Annotated in this window: 15 protein-coding genes and 1 pseudogene; 5 read left to right on the top strand and 11 right to left on the bottom strand. The window is 33.0% G+C overall.

Translation table 11 applies throughout. From position 1 onward, the window contains the following. Positions 1 to 13: 13 nt before the first annotated feature. The 9 genes and pseudogenes from ACFFLS_RS11765 to ACFFLS_RS11805 all read right to left on the bottom strand — a co-directional run. Positions 14 to 487, bottom strand: coding sequence for a DUF8243 domain-containing protein (locus ACFFLS_RS11765; RefSeq protein WP_379686680.1), 474 nt, complete (start codon positions 485 to 487; stop codon positions 14 to 16). Between the two features lie 159 nt (positions 488 to 646). Continuing rightward, complete coding sequence (locus ACFFLS_RS11770; RefSeq protein WP_379686679.1) at positions 647 to 1,060, bottom strand: hypothetical protein; 414 nt, start codon at positions 1,058 to 1,060, stop codon at positions 647 to 649. A gap of 78 nt (positions 1,061 to 1,138) precedes the next feature. Then, complete coding sequence (locus ACFFLS_RS11775) at positions 1,139 to 1,408, bottom strand: hypothetical protein (protein ID WP_379686678.1); 270 nt, start codon at positions 1,406 to 1,408, stop codon at positions 1,139 to 1,141. A 183-nt stretch (positions 1,409 to 1,591) separates the two neighbouring features. Continuing rightward, positions 1,592 to 2,032 carry an SUKH-3 domain-containing protein gene (locus ACFFLS_RS11780; RefSeq protein WP_379686677.1) on the bottom strand — a complete coding sequence of 147 codons (441 nt, stop codon included), beginning with the start codon at positions 2,030 to 2,032 and terminating at the stop codon, positions 1,592 to 1,594. 21 nt (positions 2,033 to 2,053) lie between these two features. Beyond that, entirely contained in the window at positions 2,054 to 9,814 is a 7,761-nt protein-coding gene (locus ACFFLS_RS11785; protein ID WP_379689390.1) for a SpvB/TcaC N-terminal domain-containing protein, read from the bottom strand. 792 nt (positions 9,815 to 10,606) lie between these two features. Next, positions 10,607 to 11,317 (bottom strand): hypothetical protein, encoded by a 711-nt coding sequence (locus ACFFLS_RS11790; protein ID WP_379686675.1) that lies wholly within the window; start codon positions 11,315 to 11,317, stop codon positions 10,607 to 10,609. A gap of 507 nt (positions 11,318 to 11,824) precedes the next feature. Next, positions 11,825 to 12,346 carry a hypothetical protein gene (locus ACFFLS_RS11795; RefSeq protein ID WP_379686674.1) on the bottom strand — a complete coding sequence of 174 codons (522 nt, stop codon included), beginning with the start codon at positions 12,344 to 12,346 and terminating at the stop codon, positions 11,825 to 11,827. Between the two features lie 167 nt (positions 12,347 to 12,513). Next, positions 12,514 to 12,984, bottom strand: coding sequence for a hypothetical protein (locus ACFFLS_RS11800; protein ID WP_379689392.1), 471 nt, complete (start codon positions 12,982 to 12,984; stop codon positions 12,514 to 12,516). 303 nt (positions 12,985 to 13,287) lie between these two features. Next, positions 13,288 to 13,476: pseudogene (locus ACFFLS_RS11805) on the bottom strand (SPFH domain-containing protein); the annotation flags it as partial. 142 nt (positions 13,477 to 13,618) lie between these two features. Here ACFFLS_RS11805 and ACFFLS_RS11810 point away from each other — a divergent pair. From ACFFLS_RS11810 to ACFFLS_RS11820, 3 genes are all read left to right on the top strand, one after another. Beyond that, positions 13,619 to 14,359: a hypothetical protein gene (locus ACFFLS_RS11810; RefSeq protein ID WP_379686672.1), complete on the top strand. Its 741-nt coding sequence runs from the start codon at positions 13,619 to 13,621 to the stop codon at positions 14,357 to 14,359. A 23-nt stretch (positions 14,360 to 14,382) separates the two neighbouring features. After that, entirely contained in the window at positions 14,383 to 14,979 is a 597-nt protein-coding gene (locus tag ACFFLS_RS11815) for a hypothetical protein (protein ID WP_379686670.1), read from the top strand. 64 nt (positions 14,980 to 15,043) lie between these two features. Further along, positions 15,044 to 15,673 (top strand): porin family protein, encoded by a 630-nt coding sequence (locus ACFFLS_RS11820; RefSeq protein ID WP_379686668.1) that lies wholly within the window; start codon positions 15,044 to 15,046, stop codon positions 15,671 to 15,673. Positions 15,674 to 15,889: 216 nt separating this feature from the next. Here ACFFLS_RS11820 and ACFFLS_RS11825 read toward each other — a convergent pair whose 3' ends face one another. Next, positions 15,890 to 17,386, bottom strand: coding sequence for a hypothetical protein (locus ACFFLS_RS11825; protein WP_379686666.1), 1,497 nt, complete (start codon positions 17,384 to 17,386; stop codon positions 15,890 to 15,892). Between the two features lie 589 nt (positions 17,387 to 17,975). Then, positions 17,976 to 19,019 (bottom strand): leucine-rich repeat domain-containing protein, encoded by a 1,044-nt coding sequence (locus ACFFLS_RS11830; protein WP_379686665.1) that lies wholly within the window; start codon positions 19,017 to 19,019, stop codon positions 17,976 to 17,978. Between the two features lie 734 nt (positions 19,020 to 19,753). On the opposite strand from ACFFLS_RS11830, the gene ACFFLS_RS11835 reads away from it, so the two are divergent. Then, on the top strand, positions 19,754 to 19,999 hold the full coding sequence (locus ACFFLS_RS11835; protein WP_379686664.1) for a ribbon-helix-helix domain-containing protein: 246 nt from the start codon (positions 19,754 to 19,756) through the stop codon (positions 19,997 to 19,999). A 7-nt stretch (positions 20,000 to 20,006) separates the two neighbouring features. Further along, positions 20,007 to 20,270: a type II toxin-antitoxin system RelE/ParE family toxin gene (locus tag ACFFLS_RS11840; protein ID WP_379687689.1), complete on the top strand. Its 264-nt coding sequence runs from the start codon at positions 20,007 to 20,009 to the stop codon at positions 20,268 to 20,270. Positions 20,271 to 20,519: the final 249 nt, after the last annotated feature.

The raw sequence follows: 20,519 nt of genomic DNA on the forward strand, positions 1-20,519 counted from the left end.
TTTTCTGAATCGGTTATTGCTTTCTCTCCATTTCCTGTAGCACTTTAAGAAAGGCTGGTTTTGCATAGGCCCAATTATGGCATTTAAAACTGCGAAGGTTTTCAATAGCAGTTTTACATTTAAAGCAGTGTAAATTTGCTATAGCTCTTGGAGCTTCTATATTTACAAATTTGGTTTCACCAAGAATAACTTGAGCAATCATTTCTTTAGAGTGAATGTTATCTAGTGCAGAGGAGACAATGTCCAGCCAATTGGTTTCTCGTCTGCATTTTGGACATTTTTTATTATCTCCACTTACCCAAAGCGGGGCACCAATTGTTTTGTCCGGCATACCTAATAGTTTTTCTATTATGCGAACATCTTCCTCTTTTGTTACCCATTTTTGTTTTCCTGGTAACGAAGAGGGAGAATCATATACTGCCTGAAATATTTTGTCATTTACGGGTAGTGTATTTTGATGTGTTTTTTTGTCGTTTATAGGTTTCATAATTTTCAACTTTTTAAAATTATTCTCTAATTTTTCCTAAATCATTAGAGTTAGTAGAAATACTTTGATGTGGCATGAATTACAAATCCTTGCTATCGAAAAAACAAGAACTTTAGAATTTTGATAGTTTTATAAAATCCGTTATTTGAAGCAATTATGTCAATCAACCCCAATAATTTTCATTTCAATATCCCGAATCACTTCGTTACATTGAGCACAAGCAAGACCTTTACGCTGACTAAACCATCTGCACTTTGACCGAATTGGACAATCCTGTAACTGCATAGACTCTTCATTCCCTATGATATCAATCAATTGATCAACCAAACCACATTCTTTTGAATTACCATTCCATTGATTACAGCCAGATTTAGAACAATTACCTGCAAATCGGAATCTTTTTTCTGGTTCTCTCCCTTTGTAAGCTTCTTCAATAAAATCTTGATTGATTTCAATAGGACTTTTTAGATAATTAATGAAGCCGTTTTCATTTACAATACCATAAAGTTTTGCACCTGGTTTAACTGTATAACTAGGACAATAACTACTGCTGTTATCTTTATTGTTTTCCATAGTTTTATTTATAAAATGACAAACTGGGTTGCTAAAACTCACTTTTATTAAGTTAGAATTTTAGCAACCTCATAAAGTCTATTTAGGACCACCAGGTGGGAAATTTGGAAAACCTCCAATCCAGAAACCTGCTAGTTGCCCCATTTTCCATAATCCTTCCCAAGTAGGTTTCCCTGCAAATCTTCGACTAATCTTGATATCTCCTTCAAAATCTAACCCTGCAATTTCTTTTAAGACAAGGTTTCTAATACCTTCCTCAATTCTTTTCTTCTGATCTTTAGATAAATCAAGTCCTTCTAATGATACTAAGAAGATTGATTCTTCTTCATTTTTTTTCTTCGCTGTCATAATTAAAATTTTAAATGGTTAAAAAATATTGTGTTAAAAGTCTATAGCCATGAGATTCTCTTTATCTTCTTAATTTATTTTTTTGTACTCCATTTTTTATTTAACTCTAATTATTGAAGATATTTTGTTTGTGAACATGGATTACAGCTCCGTGTTCTCGGGATGTGCATTTATAACTAATTTTTAAATATCTATTCTTTCTATTTTACCCCCTGTAATAAGAGTTTCAATCCCTTCCTGAATATCATTTCCTGCTAGAAATAATTCTTGATCAAGAACATATATTTTACCATATTCATCAACTGCAAGAAAAAAATAACCCTCATTCACCTCACCAAGAGGACATAAAGAAACCCCTAGCGCATCCGAGAATTCGATAAATCTATCTTCTTCACAACTAGCCAGAATAGGTAGAAACTGAATAGTACATTTAGCCATAAATTTTCCTTTACCTTTTTTATAATCACCTATTCTTAAATTACCAAATTCATTTAGTATTTTTAAAGCAGCATCATGAAAATGGTACCCTTTTGGAAGTTTTACTTTATCTAATACCCTTCTGTTTTCATTCCATCCTGAATTCAACAGCATCTTAATCGATTCTTCTGAAAATGGTATATTCATATTAAAATTTTAGTATCTTTCTTATTCAGCACGAAGCACTCTACCGACAACCCCACCACGTAATTGATCAACAAATCTTCGAGTAACCCCCATTACTGCATTCGCATCTACTACGTTATACATAGGAAGTAGTTGTTCACATGTAGGACAAGCTGGTATAGGAAGTCCATGATTAGCATTTCCAGCACTACGAACGAGTGCACTAGCCGAAACACTACCTCTTAATTCAGAACCTGCCTCAATTAATTCCGTAAGAGATTGAGGTTCAGCACATCTTGCGTGTCCTACTCCAGTTCTACCACCAGCTGCTATTGTATCTAAGTTTCCTTGAACGCCATTATCCAAAACTGGATTTGCCCTTCTCATACTACCAGCTACACTAACATTTCCATCACTTGTTGCAATTGCTCCCACTGTTTGAGGTCTAGTACTACCAGATAAACCTTGTACTGCATTTGCATGTTCTATCACTGCCGCTCTTGCAGCTAATACTCGTCTTGCTGCATCACCTCCTCTTCCTGGAATAAGTGATGCAGCCCTTGTTCCTATACCTTCAGCACCTTGCTGTAATGTACTAAGAGACCTATTAACGGCTTGAACAGGTCTAGCTACTTGTCTTCCAACTGCTGTAACTACCCTACCAGCAGTTGAACTAGCAACACGTTGACCTGTTGAAGATATGGCTCTCCCAACTGTAGATGTTACCACTCGTTGGGCTGTGGTTCTTGCGGCTCCAATAGCAGCAGCACCAACGGTTGTACTAGCGCCAGCCCCTATAGCTGCTGCCAATAGTGGGACTGCACCGCCAATTACTCCTCCAACAACTGCTCCAGTAGCAGCACCTCTGCCACCCTCACTCAATATTCTACCACCATCATAACGTTCATTTCCTAAACCTAAAGCACTATGATGTACAGTTTGACGAGTAGCCTCACCTGCCAAACCTCCTGCCAAACCTCCTACAGTACCTGCAACTGCTCCAACCGCAGCTCCAGTTATCACGGCTCCCGTTAAGCCGGTTGCCCCTGCTGATGCGACTGCTGCTGCTATTACTGGTCCGGCTGCCCCAGCTGTTGCGACAGTAAGAACCGTACCAACTACGACTACTGCTGTTATAACTGCAACTTCTCTCCAACCCCATTGTCCTGTAGGATCAGTTGTATTAATTGGATTATTCCGTACATAGATATAAACATTCACCCCATCCCCAATCCCAATGGGATCAGCATTCAGCCACCTTCCGAGCCAAGGCAAATAGTATCGTGCGCTATGGTACTCCAACCCAGTTTCCTCATCACGCTCCATGCCTGTATAACGATAGCGTTTTGCGGCCGTTTTAATAGTTGCATTTTTTGCCTGATAAGCCGTTGTTCCAAAAGGATGGTATTCTTCGTAGGAGATAATATCACCGGTTTCGTTAAGCTCCAAAGTAGCAGAGCCTAAATGATTATGCAACTGATAACGTATAGTAAATTCAGGTGATGTTCTACCAAAGGGAATACCCAAAATATATTTAGGTTTTGTTTCCACATCTACCATTACAAAACGATGTCCTCCATCCATCAAACTCAAACTGGTTCTTTCCAATCCAGTATCGATACCACTATGGCTTTTATATAATTCGTAACCCAAATTATAAATACGCTCGTTTTTTAATGTGGGGGTTTCTCCTGCATTGGCAGTATTCTCGGTTATTTTTCTGATGCGTTGTCCCTGTCCGTCGTATTGATAATAAGTAGTTTCTGGTGTACCCCCATCCGTGCGTTTTTGTTTAATGGTCTTGATTAATTCTTCTTTAAAATTCCAACCCATTTCCTGCAAATGAGGTAATGTGGTTATGAAACCATGTTTCGCATGATGCGGGTATGTAAACATTTCACTACCTACCTGTGTCATTTTCAAACGATTGTTATTAGTTTCATAGGTATATTCTCGCGTCCAATTATTACCAACTGCAACATGTTTCATCTGCATCATATTTCCCACTTTATCGTAGCGATAGTTTTGAGTATAATTTCGGACAGCCATTGGATCTCCTAGATTTAATTGGTGCATAAAAGGTGTATCATTCCAGTTATCTTGCCCATTAAATGAAAGGATGGTATTATTTTCTCTTCCGCTTGCTGCTATTAATTGATAGAGCGCATCATAAGTATATTCTGAAATACCAGTTACTTTTTGGTTATTAAAAAATACAACAGGTATATTCCTGTCTTCTATATGAGTAATGTTTCCGACAGGATCATATGTATAATGACAATCCTGCAATAGCTCATTATTCTGACGTTTGCTTTCCAATCGTTTAAGGCGAAACGTTTCTTTATCGTAATGAAACTTATTGGTTACGTTATTTCCGTAAACAATTTTATTACGTTGCCCTTTTTCATTGTAATCAATATTCTTGATATAGATATTTGCTTGTGCTTTATCGGGATGCAACACACTCTCACTATCTAATAAACCTGCCTCATTATAAAAAGGAGTAATGATGCTTCCATCAGGTGCAATTTGCTTGGTAATACGTCCCAATGCATCGGTATCTGTAATAAAAGTAAAAGATTGACTTTCTAAATCATCAGTCAAATTATCGTCTATCCAATTGGCGACTTCTTTATATTTTTTGAAAAGTGTTCTTTTTGTACTTGTTGATTTTCCTTGAAAATTATAGCTTGGTGTTTCTATTACGCCACCCGTATCATAATGTTTCCAAATCTTTCCTTTTAAATTTTTAAGGAGGGCATCAGGCTGTTCTTCTCCATAAATTATTTTATCAAATATGTGATTTAAGGCGACTGCTTCATCTCCACCTAAAACCATACTGTAAAGGGGTCTGTGCAGTGTGTCATAAAAATATTGAAACTCATATTCTCGTTCGTCCCAAGTGCGTAACGGATTGCCCAATACATTTATTAGTAACCAACGTTGCCCAGCATCCACACTTTGCTGGTATACTTTGTTACCCAATATGTCATATTTGTATTCCATGACTACATTAAATCGAGCATCAGTTACGAAATGCAGGTTTCCTTCGGAGTCTAATTTTACACGTGTATATTGCAATTCGTCGACACCAGTTACTCCATTTTTATTATTTTCAACAGACAGAATTGGTCGTCCTAATGTGTCAAAACATTGAACACTGGGAGTATCAGCATGCTTTTCGGCCTTTAGCGCTGCTTGCTGTTCTTTGAGATCATTGATAAATTCTGGATGAGCAATATCAGTCCTTTTTTTATACCATTCGCTTTCCAATACACAATCGTTAGGGTCATAATTGCTTACTTTCCAACTGTCAAAAATAACTTTTGACAATGTACCGTTTGGCATTTCAGTTTTTATCAATCGTCCGGCTGCATCGTAATACATTATAGGAGTTACTCCCGTTTCGACCAATTCTTTTAGATCTTCAAATTGATGCGTTACCGAAAAATAAGGTTCATATTGTTTAACCGCATTGCCTTTGTTGTTTTTGATGATTCTGCCATTACCAATCCAGCGAAGTTGTTTAGGAAAGGTTTTCGATGTATCTATATCTGAAATGGTAATAGTATTATCCGGAAGCACAATAACATTTTTTGCAAGACCAGGTTCTGCCTGTGCTTTCTTCATTATTACTTCGCCTAAACCATTGGAGTATTCAAAACCAATTTGAACTGGCGAATTGTTGTTTTGCCTATAATATTGTTCTCTGCTTATTGATGCAATTACAGCAGGTTTGCCAGAATTGATATAAGTATCAAAATCATAGACAAATCTTGACGTTGCTTTATTCAATAAATCTTTCGCAACATTGGTTAAATCAACAGAATCGGGAGCCTGAAAGAAATTATTAATCAGTAGTAATTCGGCAGCATCTGTTGTTTCGGATAAATCAGTTAGTTCATCGGCTTCATTTCCCTTGCCCATTATTGCAACGGCTTTTATCAAACCCAATTCATCTGTTATAGCTTCTGATAAGTTTTCATTTATATCACTCATCCGCTGAGGTGAGAAGGTTCGGAAATTGAATAAATTCACTTTAACGGTGTTTCCTATTGCATCTTCGGTTTCTTCTATAAATAGAAAATAATTTCCATAGTATTTTACTTTTGTTAACGCTCCATAAGGATCTGTATAAGATATTGGAACATAAAATCTATTGCTTGCATCTATCACGGCTTCTGCATCTGCTAGAAATTGCATCGTACCGGAACGTACCCACCAATTGGCATCTTCTAAGCCGCTTTCATTTAATGCATGAGTAAACTTACCTTCTAACATTAAATTCTGCAAGGCCCAATCGTCTGCCTTTTCATTATAAATATGTCGCAATAAATCGGGAGTATATGCCAACTGATAACTCTCAAACGGCATGGCCAAAGATTCTAATTTATATAAAGGCAAAGGGCTTTTCAGATCATTGCTTCTGTAAATTGTTTTGGTGTGTTCTATCAATCGTTTTTGCGATAAACCAGGGATTGTCAGTTTATCTATTTCATGGTATAAAACAGTTGCTGATTTAGCCTCGGTCAGTATTTCATCAAAATCATTTGGAGTATAAAATACGTTTGATTTTGGTACATCTTTTAGTTCGTATGTCTTGGATTCACAAGGCAATCGTAATCGGAGCGTATCAACATCTATAACATCATTTGTAAACTTATTTTGTGCATAGATAATAATAGTTTTGTTTTGCTCTTGCTGTGTTTCAACAGGAAGTGTTACATCAGTTAACAATCGAGGATAGACAACCGCAGCAGATTCTAATACATTGCCATATTTATCTAGTTTTATGTTTAAATTATGGGAAATTCGTGGATCTTCGGGGTTGCGTTCGTAGTTATAAGTTATAGCTTCATTTTCTTTAACTATAAAAATAGCATGTTTGTTTTTTCCTTTGGGTTGTAGTAATTCGATAACATAATTATGTGCAGCTACCGAAAAAGGAATAAGCTCTTTTCTTTTAGCCTCAGTTGTGTTTTCAAACTTAATAGCATCTTTTGCAAAAATTTCGGAGCGTAAACTCATGCCTTTACAGGCTCGGAGTGCTTCACGCCATTCTTGAGTAGAAAGATGTTTGAGTATCATTGGATCAATTTCGGAAGTAGCTATCAATCTCGCATCTGGCAAAGTTGTTTCATGGTGAATAACATCAAACCCATTCCTTGACATTTCTTCATACCAGTATTCTTTCGAAAATTGAGTCAGAATTTTATCCTTTTGCAAAAATGCTCCGGTATGATTCCATGTTTTAGAAACGACTGGTTCCTGATGCAATGATTTATCTACAATATTGGATGCATTACTCTTTTCCCAATGTTCAAAACTCTCGGCATCAATTTGTTCTACCATACCAAAACCTCTGAATTCCATTTCTGAATGGTCATAATAGCCATGATGGTACTTGTATTGGCTCACAAATTTATATCCTGATATTTTATCTTCGGTTGTGGTTTTGGAAACGCAATGTACTGGGAAATGTAATTTAGTTATCCAGGGGTTCTCTGCCAGCTTATCTTCAATATAAAATTTAGTCGAAGGTGTATATTCTAATGAAACTTCTTTTCCTAAATTGTTTTTATAAGAAACCAAGATGTGTGGTTTCTTGCTATTCATTAAATCAATATATTTTAATGGTGACTGACTATTTTTTGATAGTGCACTTGACCATACAATACAAGCAACACCATTACCTAACAAATCAGTTACAGTAGTTTTAGCATTGGAATTAATTTCCGGGAAAGAATCGATTTCAAATGGAGTTGTACTAAAACGATTACCACTTAGGTTTTTCCAGCAAGTAAATTTGTTTTTACTCAAATAGATGATGTCTGTTGTACCTGAACCGTCAATATCTGCCAGTTTTATGAAGAATGGATTAAAATCGTTCTGACTATCAAAAATAGGTGAATTATCAAAAGCTACTTTTGCCCCAAATTTCCCGTAACCCATATTGGGCCAATAACAAACTTCATCATTTCGAATCCTTAGAATGTCTGTCATACCATCACCAGACATATCCGCCAAATAAATTGTTTGCTTTGCATCAGCAAAAATAATATGCGGACCAGCTTCTTCATCAAAGGATTTAGGTGTTCTTTGGGCGGCTGAAAAGCCTTTTCGGCCTTCGGAAGTGTACCATGTAAAAACCTGATCTTCTGAAATAATCACTTCAGGTTTACCATCACCATTTAAATCCAGCATTCGGGTATTTGAATCATTAAAATCAATATTTGGAATTGCCTTAAACGAACGAAATCCCTGCCATTCATTATCGTCATCCAATTCGAAATAACCTTTAGGTTCGGTATTGAAACTAACTAATTGTTTGCCTCCATCTGCATCTAGATCGATTAGCTGCATCTTACTACCCAGTCCAGAAAAAGCAGGTTTAGGCGTGACTAATTTAGCATCTTCAAATTTTCCATCTCCCAAATTGTGTTTATAATACCATCCATTTGCCTGTTCTGTTAGAATACCTGACAATCCTTCATTAAATAAATCGGTAAATTGATATTGTTGTTCATCCAAACCTGATGGTGCATGAACTAATTGTCCTGCATCAATAGATTTAACAATATCATTCCATTCATGTTTTTGATAATCAAACTCCATGGGAGGGAGTTTTTTAGAAGAATAGGAACCATCTACTTTTTTGATATAGCCGATTGAAGTAATTGTTTTAAGAAATGTAAAATCCTGCTCCGTTGTAATATCATATCCTATATTGAGAGATTTGACTAAACCATCGTATTCATTAGAATTGGCAAAATGATGAAATAGTAATATTCTGTTGCATAATCTTGTAGTTCTAATCTCAAATCCTGATTTATAATCTGAAAATGAATCTAATCTAAAGTTCCAGTCTTTTATTTTATTAAAAGGTGCAACATCATTATACTCTCCATAATCGAAAACTGTTGAAAATAAATAATCCGATTCACTTGGGAATGAATCCTCAAATTTCCTATATGGTGTTTTATTGCCATATAAAACTTTCTCTAAATAGAGATTGGTATACGTAATTTTACCATCTTTAAATCGATTTTTGTTATGCAATAAAGAATCATCAAAACCGCTGTCATTTTCTTTTTTATAAATATATTGACTACAGTTTCCTTTATCATCAAATACAAATTCGGGGAGCCACTCAAAAATTTTTGTCGGGTCATCTGGATTTCGAATAATAGAATTGTCTGTCCATCCAAAAAGAGTCGTGACATTATCTCTTGAAATAAACCGCCATTTAATTCTTCTGGTCGCCTTTTCTGTCCAACGTTCAATTCGGCCAAAAAGACCTTCAATTCTTGGTTTATAATTTCTTATAATAAATAGTGTGTCAGATGAGATTCTTTCGTGTATAATATAGTCACCATTAATATCTAACTGAAAGCTTCCATTCAGATCCTTTGCAAACTCAGGAACTAAATCCTCTACGCCCGAATACAGAAAAGTATCCGAATCAATTAAATCAAGATATTGAGGCAGTCCTTTATCTGTTTTACGTTTAATTGAGCCTAAACTTAAACCCCAGCCTAATCCAAAGATACCATTACCAGCACCTGAATTATAAGAAAGGTTTAATGAAGGTGATGCCCCTCTTGCAGATGAAAACGGAAGCTGAACTGAAAAGGAAGATGTACCATTTACAGCATTTACGCTAAACTTTTCATCAATTCCCTTTATGGCACCTCCTCCTTTTGGCAAAGAAATAGAAGGTATTTCAATTGCATTAGATTTGGTTTTTCCTCTATCAGTTTTGAGGAATTCACTTCCTGAGTTGTTTTGAGTCTGTTCTTTCATTTCTTGTTTTTTTTAACGCATTGGTATAAAAAGTAAATGAGGACGCAACTGTATAGGCTTGTAGGTGGTGGTGTTGGGATTACAACGCTTAACTTTAATTGATTGGGCTGTAAGTACAAAAACTTAGATTACAATTAAACTAAAAAGAAGATTTTGATTTAACTTCTATAAAAACCTTTTGGTCTTGTTTTTATTATCATTCAAATTTATATCTTTTTTAAACACAAAAAACAAGTATAAATACCTATTTTTCAACACATTACAAATTAAAAAACAAAAAACATAAAAAAAGAAAAGAAATTAATTAAAGTAAACACCGTACTTACTGGGAATTTAATTAAAAGACTATAATGTCTTATATAGGCTCTGTCGCAACTGCAATATAAATCTGAGAGAAATCAGGAACCAGAAAACTATGTAGCCAATTTGCAAAATGATTTGAACATACTATTACCTGGTTTGAGCTGGAGTTGCCTTCAATTTTGCTACAAAAAGCTAAGGCCGTTTTAGAAATAATATACGATTCCAAGTTTTGTGGCAAAATCGTGGCACATGGTGTTTTTGAAATCAGGAAATCCAGAAAAGTAAAGCTGCTGGAAGCTTAGGTTCCCACTATCAAAAGAGCATTTGAGTTTTTAAGTCTTTTGAAACAAATTCTTTAAAAGTAAAATTTTTAGGCACTCAGTAGTTCTATAACCACATTAAATATTAAATTACAAAATCAGTTTATTTAACAGTACTATGGTATGCTAATCCTTATCTTTAATGTTATAATAAATAAGTATTAAGTTTTTAGCTAAATTCTACTTTTCCAGCTTTTTTAGCAAAATTTATTTGTAAAGGTAAATAGCTTAAATCTTTTGTTGCCCTAATAAATATAGAGTTTCCTTTTGATTCAATTTTCTTAAACATAACCAAGAAAAATTCCATTCCATTTGAACCACTATGTACTAATTTATTTAAAAGAATTTCGTTGTCCTTTTCTAAAGTGAAGTTAGCCTCCATATTCTCCTCTGTAAAGTTCAGCCATAAAGAAGCCTTGTACTTCTCTTCAAATAAAGTAATATCCGTTTCGAGCATTCGAAAATCAGCATTTAAGTTTAATTGTAACCCTGTATTGAAAGCATATTCGCTTGATTCTTTTAAATTATAATTTTTTAGCTCATCTCCTGCAAATTGCAACATATTGTATGCTTCTTTCCATATGAAATGTTTTTGCCCATTAAAACTTAATCCTAGAAAATAGTTATAATTTATTACTTTCTTATAGGTAAATTGTCCGCCGTAATAATGCAGAAAATAATCTTTTCCATATGCTTTCTGAAGTTTCTCTGAAGTTTCGTAAAAAAATAAATTCAAATACTTTATTTTTTTTCCAGTATATTTCTCACTGAGGAGCCTGTTTAGTAAAATAGATAATGGAGTAAATTTGTCATTTAAAACATTGATCGTGTCAATGCCGTCATTAAATCCAAACAAGGTTCTTTCTATTGCTAATTTCATATTATTAAATCTCACTTTTATAACATTTCTTTCCAAAGTATGATGCCCATGGTAGGTTTCTCGTACTATGCGCAAGTAATTTAATCAAATTTTAGGATAGAAATGAAAAAGCTTCAGATATTAATAAGAAGTTTTAACATTGTAGCGGGAATATGACTCTAGCCCACAGTGAAATTTTCATTAAATCCAGAAGTTAGATTTCGTTTAAAATCTTCAAATCTTGCATTAAATGGTTCGAATTCTGTACCGCCAAGGTCATTATAAAAAAGTAAAGCCTGAGAATACAGATTCTCAGGCTTTTTTTATGATTCAAAAATTATTCTCACAATTTTATTTTTTGCCAGATCTTTAATTACGCTAAATTTTGGTTCGAACTCCGTCAAATCTATAAAATTTCTATAATGACGTTTTTATTTGCATATTGACAATAAAATTATAAGTCCACTTCAAAAACAAAGATTTTATTTTAAAATTAGCTCTCTCCTTTTCGGGCTTTTCTATATTCGGTTATTTTTCAATTTTCGTCAATTTAATACTGTCTGTTTCGCTTCTAAATCCATGTAAATATTCATTTCTCATATGATATTTTTTTGAATCGGTTGTCAAATAATACCCATTCCCTTTTTTACTAAATTTGCCGTCCAAAAAACTAGTTGATGAACCTGGATTTGTACTTTCACTAATACTAAAAGTATTTTCTAGTTTCCAATGAGTTATTACAAATACCGTATCTTTTATATTAAATTTCCAACTTTCAGCTATCTTTTTTTGATGTCTGTCAATTCCATTTGTAAATAAGAAATACATTAAGACAGCAGAAATAAAAGAGTTAATTACAAAAATCTTCGAATATTCTTTTATGATAAAATATAGAACAAAAGCAACAACAAGGTTTATGATAATGACAGCTGGAACGACTAGTATTATTGCTATAGAAACATTTGAGTCTGGGGCGTTTTCTTTTACCCAAAACCAAATAACGATAAAGTCAAATATCGTTAGTAATAGCATTTTTATAAATAATTTCAATTGCCTTTTTTAGTATTGTAGTTTGATTATCAACGTTCAGGAATTACGTCGGGTTTTGACTAAATTAAGCCATTCTTCGGATTTGCAAAATCATTGAAATACAAAACCATTTTTCCATTAAGCCAATTGCCAAAATCCGTTATAGTAGCTGTTGCCAGTTCGGCTTTTTAATAGATATAGTATTCAGTTTGTGAGTTGTCTTCTGGTTCCATTTTTTTTTGAACTATTTCCCAAATTTTAGAATATAATTGTAAAAATCTTTTTGCATCATATTTAGTTTTATCATTATTCGATATCTGGCAAAATACTATCTTTTTCTTCAAATTATAGTTAACAGAAATTGTAATGCCATTTTTAATAAATTTCGAAAATTTGTTCTTTTTGCAATCTGACAATGCAATTTTTAGTTCAGCAGGAAAATTATAATAATCATATTCTTGGATATAATTATATATTTTTCTTTGCTCATTTTGATTAAGTTCGACAATAGTAGTTCTTTTTTTTATTTCAGAATGAGGTTTTAAATTTTCGCTTGCTTTTATATTGATGTAAAAATCGTTAGGAATCTTCTTGTTTTTTATTTGCCCTGAACAGCAACTATAAGACATAATGAAAAAAAAGAAAATTAGTTTATTCATTTCTGAGGTTTTATAAATTTAGGATTTGTAAGCTGACCGCCAACTAGTATATACCACTGACAACATTAGACCTATCACCCCAAAATTGGGTAGATATGTATGACAAGGGTCAGTGTTTATTTATTATCAAATATATAATAATAAACTTATAAATAAGCAACAGAACTTTTAATTCGTTGAATGCTTTTCGTGCTGACATGGGTATAAAATTCAGAGGACTTGCTGCTTTATCGAATCAGCACAAACACGATTAATCAATAGTAATATTAACGTCTAATCAAAAAATTAAACATCATTTAAAAATTTCAAATCTACCATTAAATGGTTCGAATTCTGTACCGTCAAGGTCTGAATCTTAAGGTTTACACGTCCGGCGATTCTATCCATCACAGGAATTTTAAGCTGTAATCCTGAATTTCTTACACTTAGAAATTTTCCAAATTTTTCTATAATTACAGAAGCCTGTTGTTTCACTGTAAAGAAGGAAGGCATGAAAATAAAAAAAGCTAATACCAAAAAGATAATTAAAATTTGGGTGATCGTGGTATTAATTTTTTAAAAATACAAATAAATAAATCAGTTTTTTTAATAAGTATTAAATTACTTTCGTGCTTTTAACATTTAATTAATTATAATGAACTCTAAAAGCTTTTTATTTCCAATCATTGGAATTGGGATCTTATTCTCAGGTTGTGTTGAGAAAGGGGAGATGCGATGTATACTTCCTGCGACTACTGTTAGTAGTAACTCACCAATTATTTCCAATGATCCAATTATTTTGAATACACCTAAAATTGAGGGAGCAACTTATCACTGGACTGGGCCAAATGGTTTTGAATCGAATGTTCAGAATCCAATTATTTCTAATTCTACAGTAGACATGTCTGGCGAGTATAAGCTTGTAACCTCTATTGGAATTTGTAAAACAGAAGAGTTAGCAACAGAAGTTACTGTAATAAAGAATGTTACAACATGTGCTGTTAATAATCACGAAATGACTTTTGTAAATGCTCCGTTTGGAAAACAAACATTTATTCCGCACTATACAGACGGACATGGCACTCCAGAGAATGTTTATAATCTAAATACAGCTAATCTTGATCTTAATTTAAATGTATTTTTTAAAGGAAATGATATTCCTAAAACTGGTAATTATACAATAGTAAATTCATCTACTGCCCTCTCTGCTAATACAGTTCATGTTGATTTTAACTGGAATTCTATTCTATATTATCATGCTATATCTGGAGATGTGTCAGTTTCTTTTTCTAATGGAAAATTTGTTGTGACTTTTTGCGATGTCCCTTTTGCAAACGTAAAGAGCAACAATAATCAAAAAGAGTTTACAGCATCGGCGAAGTTTACGGAATACTAGTTTAACCAATTAAAATGATAATAATGAAGAATTTATTTTTTTTAGTATTCTTTTTTAGCTTGAATTCTTATTCTCAAAATTCTTTCATTCTAAAAAAAGATGGAACTAAGATAGAAATATCTGATAAGTTTAATGATTTTGGAATCATAAATATCGATAAGAGAATTTCATATGTAATTCCAGGAAAAACATGGGAAAAATACATAACCTACAAAGATTTAGATTATGCCTCTTTCGGGCAATATGTTTTTAAATCTTTTATAATTAAAAAGAAACAAAAAGGTTATTTTGTTTTAGCCGATGATGTGGATAAACGATTAGTTTGCCTGGTTACTACAGTAACAACAAAACAAGGTAAAAGTCTTTATTCTACAATAACTTATTATGATATTTTGGTTTTAGATTTAAATAATAATATTATTGAAACTCTTTATTTTAAGGGAACTAGCAAAAGCTTAGATCATGTTGAATTAAGGAAAAAGGTGCCGGAATTGATTAAAAGAAATTTTAAAAACTGTCCAAAAGTTATTGAGCGAATGGAATCTTTTAATACTAATGACGAATATTTTATGGATATTCTTGGTTTTTTTGATTCACCTGTTTATTTAAAATGCAACTAATATTTACATTACGATTATGATACAAAAATTACATTTATTTATTTTACTTTTTATTACTATTTCTATGCATGCGCAAGTTCCTCGTGGATTTTCTTTTGGTGTAGGAATGAATCAGACCATGCTTGATTCCAAAGATTTACTTGCAGATTCTAATATAAGTTATACTGCAGGACTTACTTATAATACGGGATATCACGAAAGTTTTAATTATGAAATCACTACTTTAATAAGTGGTAATGCATTAAAATTAGACTACGTAGATTCTGAGGCTTTAACTGTTCGTCAAGCAAAATATATTTTACACAGCTTTGATGCTGGATTTAATATGAATTATTATATCATAACTCCTGATGAAGATAAATTTTATTTTGGTCCTTCAGCAGGTGTTTATATTTCTGCAAATACTGGTCAGCTTGATGCTAAGGAAGATGCAAATGATCAATATTATTTGCCTTACAGGCTTACTGAAAACAGTTTGGCAGATATTAATAAATTGAATTATGGAGTCTCTTTTGGATTAACTGGAGGTTACAACAAATTTAGGCTTGCTTTAAAATATAATCTTGGACTGTCTAATTTATTAAGTGATGTTCAAACAGACAGCTACTCTGAAACAAATACTTATACGGGACCTTCTTTAGATGGTAAGCTGCATAACGTTTCTCTGATCTTATATTATAAAATATTTAGATAGTAAAAAAAAAGCTCCCAAATTTGAACTGCCACCAAAAAGTTAGACACTATTAGGGGGCAGTTCACTACTGACCGTCTCTTTTTCTATGCAATAATTAAAGTTCCAGATTCCTTTTCATTCACTTAAGTGGTTAAATTATAAAAACACCTAATCTGTAACACTAACAAAAATGGCCGGAATTTCTTCCGACCATGACTATCAAATTGGTACTTTTTTTTAATCTTTAAATAAAAGAACTTTATAATATTCTTTGTTATCAGTTTCTACCAACCATATTCCTTGATTAGAAAAAATGGTTTCAAAATAAACTGCATTTCCCTTACTCGGAATTGTTTTTAAATAGCTATCCATCGTTGGACTAAGATCCATCGCTACAAACGAAACAGGTGAAAATGCTTTATTCTTCAAATCTCTTTTATCATATGTATTATTAATGAAAGCTCTTGTTTTAGCAAAACTTGTCGTATTATTATAATTTACCCTATTCATTTTTAACACATTGCCAGAAGATTTGTCTATGACTGCATAATTAGAAAATTCTGTAGCCACATTAACAGAATTGGTAAAAAGCAGTTTTCCATTATATTCAAATAAATTAAGCTTGAAGTCATAACTACAACATAAATCTTCAAAATATTTATCTTTAAGCGGGTTAATAGATTCCCATATTTTGTTTCCTTCTTTATCAAACTTAAAAGTATAGAATCCAACTGGGTCAAAACCTTTATGGATTTTTGACTTTTTATTGGTATAGATTCCATAAACATATATATCACCATTAGAGTCTTCATAATAATTATTGACAGCCTGTACATCCCAAACAAAATTGTCAACATAACCAGCACCACAGGAAGACAAAACAAAAAAGTTGTCTTTTAAATTTAATTTCAGCGCTATATCCTTTATCCTCTTACCTTGTATATTATAAGTAGTTTTATAAATAGTGGTTTCATTCTGCTCGTTTGAAATTGATTTTGTAACCATATCAAAAGTATCATTTGTTTTTATTCTGCAACTAAAAGTCACTCCTTCCGTAGATTCAATCAATGAATTTCCTTTTAACAAATCTAATTTGGGAGTTTCTAATTTTACTCTGTTTTTTTGGTTGGCTTTTAAATCAAAAACCTCTAAATAAAGTTCATCTTTTTCAAAATTAATCTTGTCCTTCCCTTTCTGATTTGTAAAACCCAGATCATAAAAATCATTAAAAGAATTGTAAAAAGTACTATAAAAAAAAAGACTGCCTATAGACTCTCCAACTCTCTGCTTAAATTGATTATTACTATTTACAACTCCAAAATAATTATTGTTTATCTTTTTGATATCATCCTTCTTGATAGTACCATTATAAGCATTGTTTAGATAATATTTTAAATCTGATCTAGTTGATATTTTATCTCCTCCATAAGCCTTAAAAGAATTTTCAGTTACAGAGAATGTACAATTGCCTAATTTTTCATTTTCAAACAAAACAGATTTACTGCCGTTTTCATCAAAACTATAAGCAGATTTTGTCATAAAAAAAATGGTTTCACCATCCAAAATACCTACAGGCATTGTTTCTCCTTTAAAAATTACAAGCTTTTTAGAATTAAGAAGATATCTATATCCTGTAGGTTCATTCTTTTTTTCATATTTTTCCTCAACAATCACAGTTTGCGCTGATAAATAAACAGAAGAAAATAAGGCAATACTAAAAAGTATTCTTTTCATAAATTTTGTTTTTGGTTAAATTTCGATTCAAAAGTAAAGAAATTCCCATTGTATCAATAAAAAAAGCTCCCATTTCTGAGAGCTTTCACTGTTATTGAAATAATATTTTACAAAGAAGCTGGCTTTTATACTTACGATTTTTCCGTCCTGCACAACAACCAGATCGCTGTTGTTTTTCTTTTTAAACTCAATTAGTTTTCAGAAACTTTATCCATTACCTCTATAATCTTCTTCTGAGTCGGTGTCGGCGTCGTTATTGTTTTGTGTTCTCCCATGATTGGTCATTTTTGAGTTTATCAAACTTGCAGTTCTTTCTAAAAGTGTCACAAAAAATTAAGGCAATTTTTGAAATAATATACCATTCCAAGTTTCTTGGTATACTCATGGCGCATAACTTTTCAGATGCTACTTAGCTACTTAAAATCAAAATCTTCTCTACTAAGGTTCGAATTGCATAACATACGCTATTTTTCAACTAACTAAATAAATAACCAATACTTTTGAAATTTAATTACAGAGTAAGTCCAAAATCCAAACCTGCTCCACTTATTATAAAAAAATTTTCGACTGCAGAAAATGGACGAGTATTTTACAGCTCTCCATAGCCCTTAATGTTGACTTTTATTCCGTCTCTAAATTTTGGATACTGCACCAGATTCTTATTATACTTAAGCTCCAGATACTCGAGATTTTGCATCTGGTTTATCTTCTGAGGAACATATTGCAGATTATAGCAGTCATTTACGGCCAGGTATTTCAAATTTTTAAGGCCGTAAACAAACTCTGGAATTTCCTTTATTCCTCTAAAGCTCCATAGTATCAGCACCTCAATTCCGGCCGGAAGCTTCAAGGCGTTAAGATCCTCAATATAGCTGCCTGATAAGGAAAGGTACTTGAGGGCTTTTAGTCCGCTCAATTCAGCATTCAGCTCATCGAAATCAACATCATCAAAAATGCTGAGGCTCAGTTCTTTTAAATTTTTCAGATTTTTAATCCCTTTAAGCTGCTCCGATTGGTTATGGATTGTGCAAAGCGTTTCGAGCGTTTTGATTTTAAAGATCATCGCTTGCGGCCTTTGGCAGACCAAATATTTTAATTTCCCGAGCCTTAAAATTTCAGCAGGAAGATCGATTGCGGCGCTTGTTATCGTCAACTTCTCTAGGTTTGAAAGATTACCAACAGCGGAAGAAAGGCCTCCCGCCCGTTCGATTCCTCCCAGCTCAAGCTCTTTAAGTTTCTTTAGGCTGTATATGTTTTCAGGAATCTTCGTTACATTGTTGCATATTGTAAGCTTTAATGTTTCCAGATTTTTTAATCTGCCGACGCCATCGGGTATCTCTGAACCATAGACATGAAAACTTAGAAACCTCAGTTTGGAGAGCTTATCGATACCATCGGGCATCTTTGGAACTCCGTAGTATTCCAGATATTCCAAGTTAGTAAATTCGAGCATTACTTCAATGCTGGTCTCTCGAGGCATATATGGATCAGAAAGCACGAAGACTAATGCCTTGACAGTTTCCTTGCTCTGCATCGCCGCCAGTTCTTCAATACTGCTGACCATGAGAGGCTTGTAGAGGCTCTGCTCCATTTTCAGATAGTCCTTGTTCAAATCCGTGTTCTCGTATTTCAAATCAAACTTTGACTGTCCCTGTATTGCGACAGCATATAAAAATGTAAAAAAACTCCAAAAACGCATAAAAAAATTATAATTTTAAGTAAATATAGCCAGCCTTCTTTTAAGTCAGCAAATATAAAAACAAACATTCCTTTGATTCTGATTTTTCTGAACTAATTATTAATCTTAGAACTATTATCCTTATATTTTTTTTAAATTTTCGCTTGGCTGAAGCCCAAAATCACTAATTAATGAAATTCGCTGTATCTGCTGTCAGACAAATTTTTTATTATCCTCCAAGTTTATAAATGTCATAGTATCTTTTAACAAGCCAATTGATAAATCTTTTTAAATAGTACTCGCTCAAAATGGAGTTGGACCAATTGGAGTTGCCTCGGTTTTTGCCACAAAATACTACGGTGGTTTAACTAAACCACTCTGCACTGAAAGTGCAGAGGTTTGTTTGACGAGAGACTGAAAGTCTCTCAATTTTGAAAACTTTTTATCAAAACTAAAAAAGTCAAAAGATTATATTTTTTCGCATTACTAAAGTACTGCAATAAATTGCAGGGTTTTAAACCCGAATCTGAGACCAATAAACTTTATAATGAAGGAAGCTGTTTTTCATTGTATGGAGTTACCTTCAATTTTGACACAAAAAGGCAAGGCTATTTTATTTAAGTTTTTGACTTAATCTTTTATATTTCAAAATTTTGGTGTAATTTTACACCAATCAAACAACTTTTACTATGACACGACAAAGTATATCATTAACTGCTCCCAATGAAGAGTGGTTAAAAAATCAGATTAAATCAGAAGAGTTTAGCAGTAAAAGTGAAGCTATTAACTTTTTAATAAAAAAAGCGCGTTCTCAAGAAGAATTTTATGACTTCGTAAGAGCTAAAATAGATAAGGGAGAAAAAAGTGGCTTTGCAGAAAAGCAGAGCAGAGAGGAAATGTTAGCCGAGTTTAAAAAAGATTTGGGAAATGTATAGCTAATATATAAGTAGCGAAGCCAAGGAAGATTTAAAAAGAATTTATTATTACGGTGTCAGCAAGTTTGGAATAGATCAGGCTGATCACTATTTCAACATGTTTTATGACTGTTTTGACAAAATAGAACAAAATCCATTTTTATTTCCATCTGCGGACCATATCAGAAAAGGATACCGTTATTGCGTTTGCGGCGTCGATACTATTTACTACCGGATAAATGGAGATAAACGGGTCGAGATTATTACCATTATTGGAAGGCAGGATTTTTAGAGCGGACTTACCTCCGTTTTTGCAACAAAAAGCTAGGGCAGTTTGAATAAAAATTATAATAAGAAATCTGTTTTTCATTGTAATGAAGTCCTTGTGCAATTTGTTTTCAACAAGTTTTTGCCACAGCATATTTCCTCTATCGGCAAAAAAATGTTTTTATACTAACTTTTTAGCATAAATTTACCGATAACGGAATCATGCCGATTAATTATTTTTAAGGAGTGCCTAGCCAACAATATAATGCCATTC

Origin of the sequence: Flavobacterium procerum (assembly GCF_042431625.1) — a bacterium.
GTDB classification, from domain to species: Bacteria; Bacteroidota; Bacteroidia; order Flavobacteriales; family Flavobacteriaceae; genus Flavobacterium; species Flavobacterium procerum.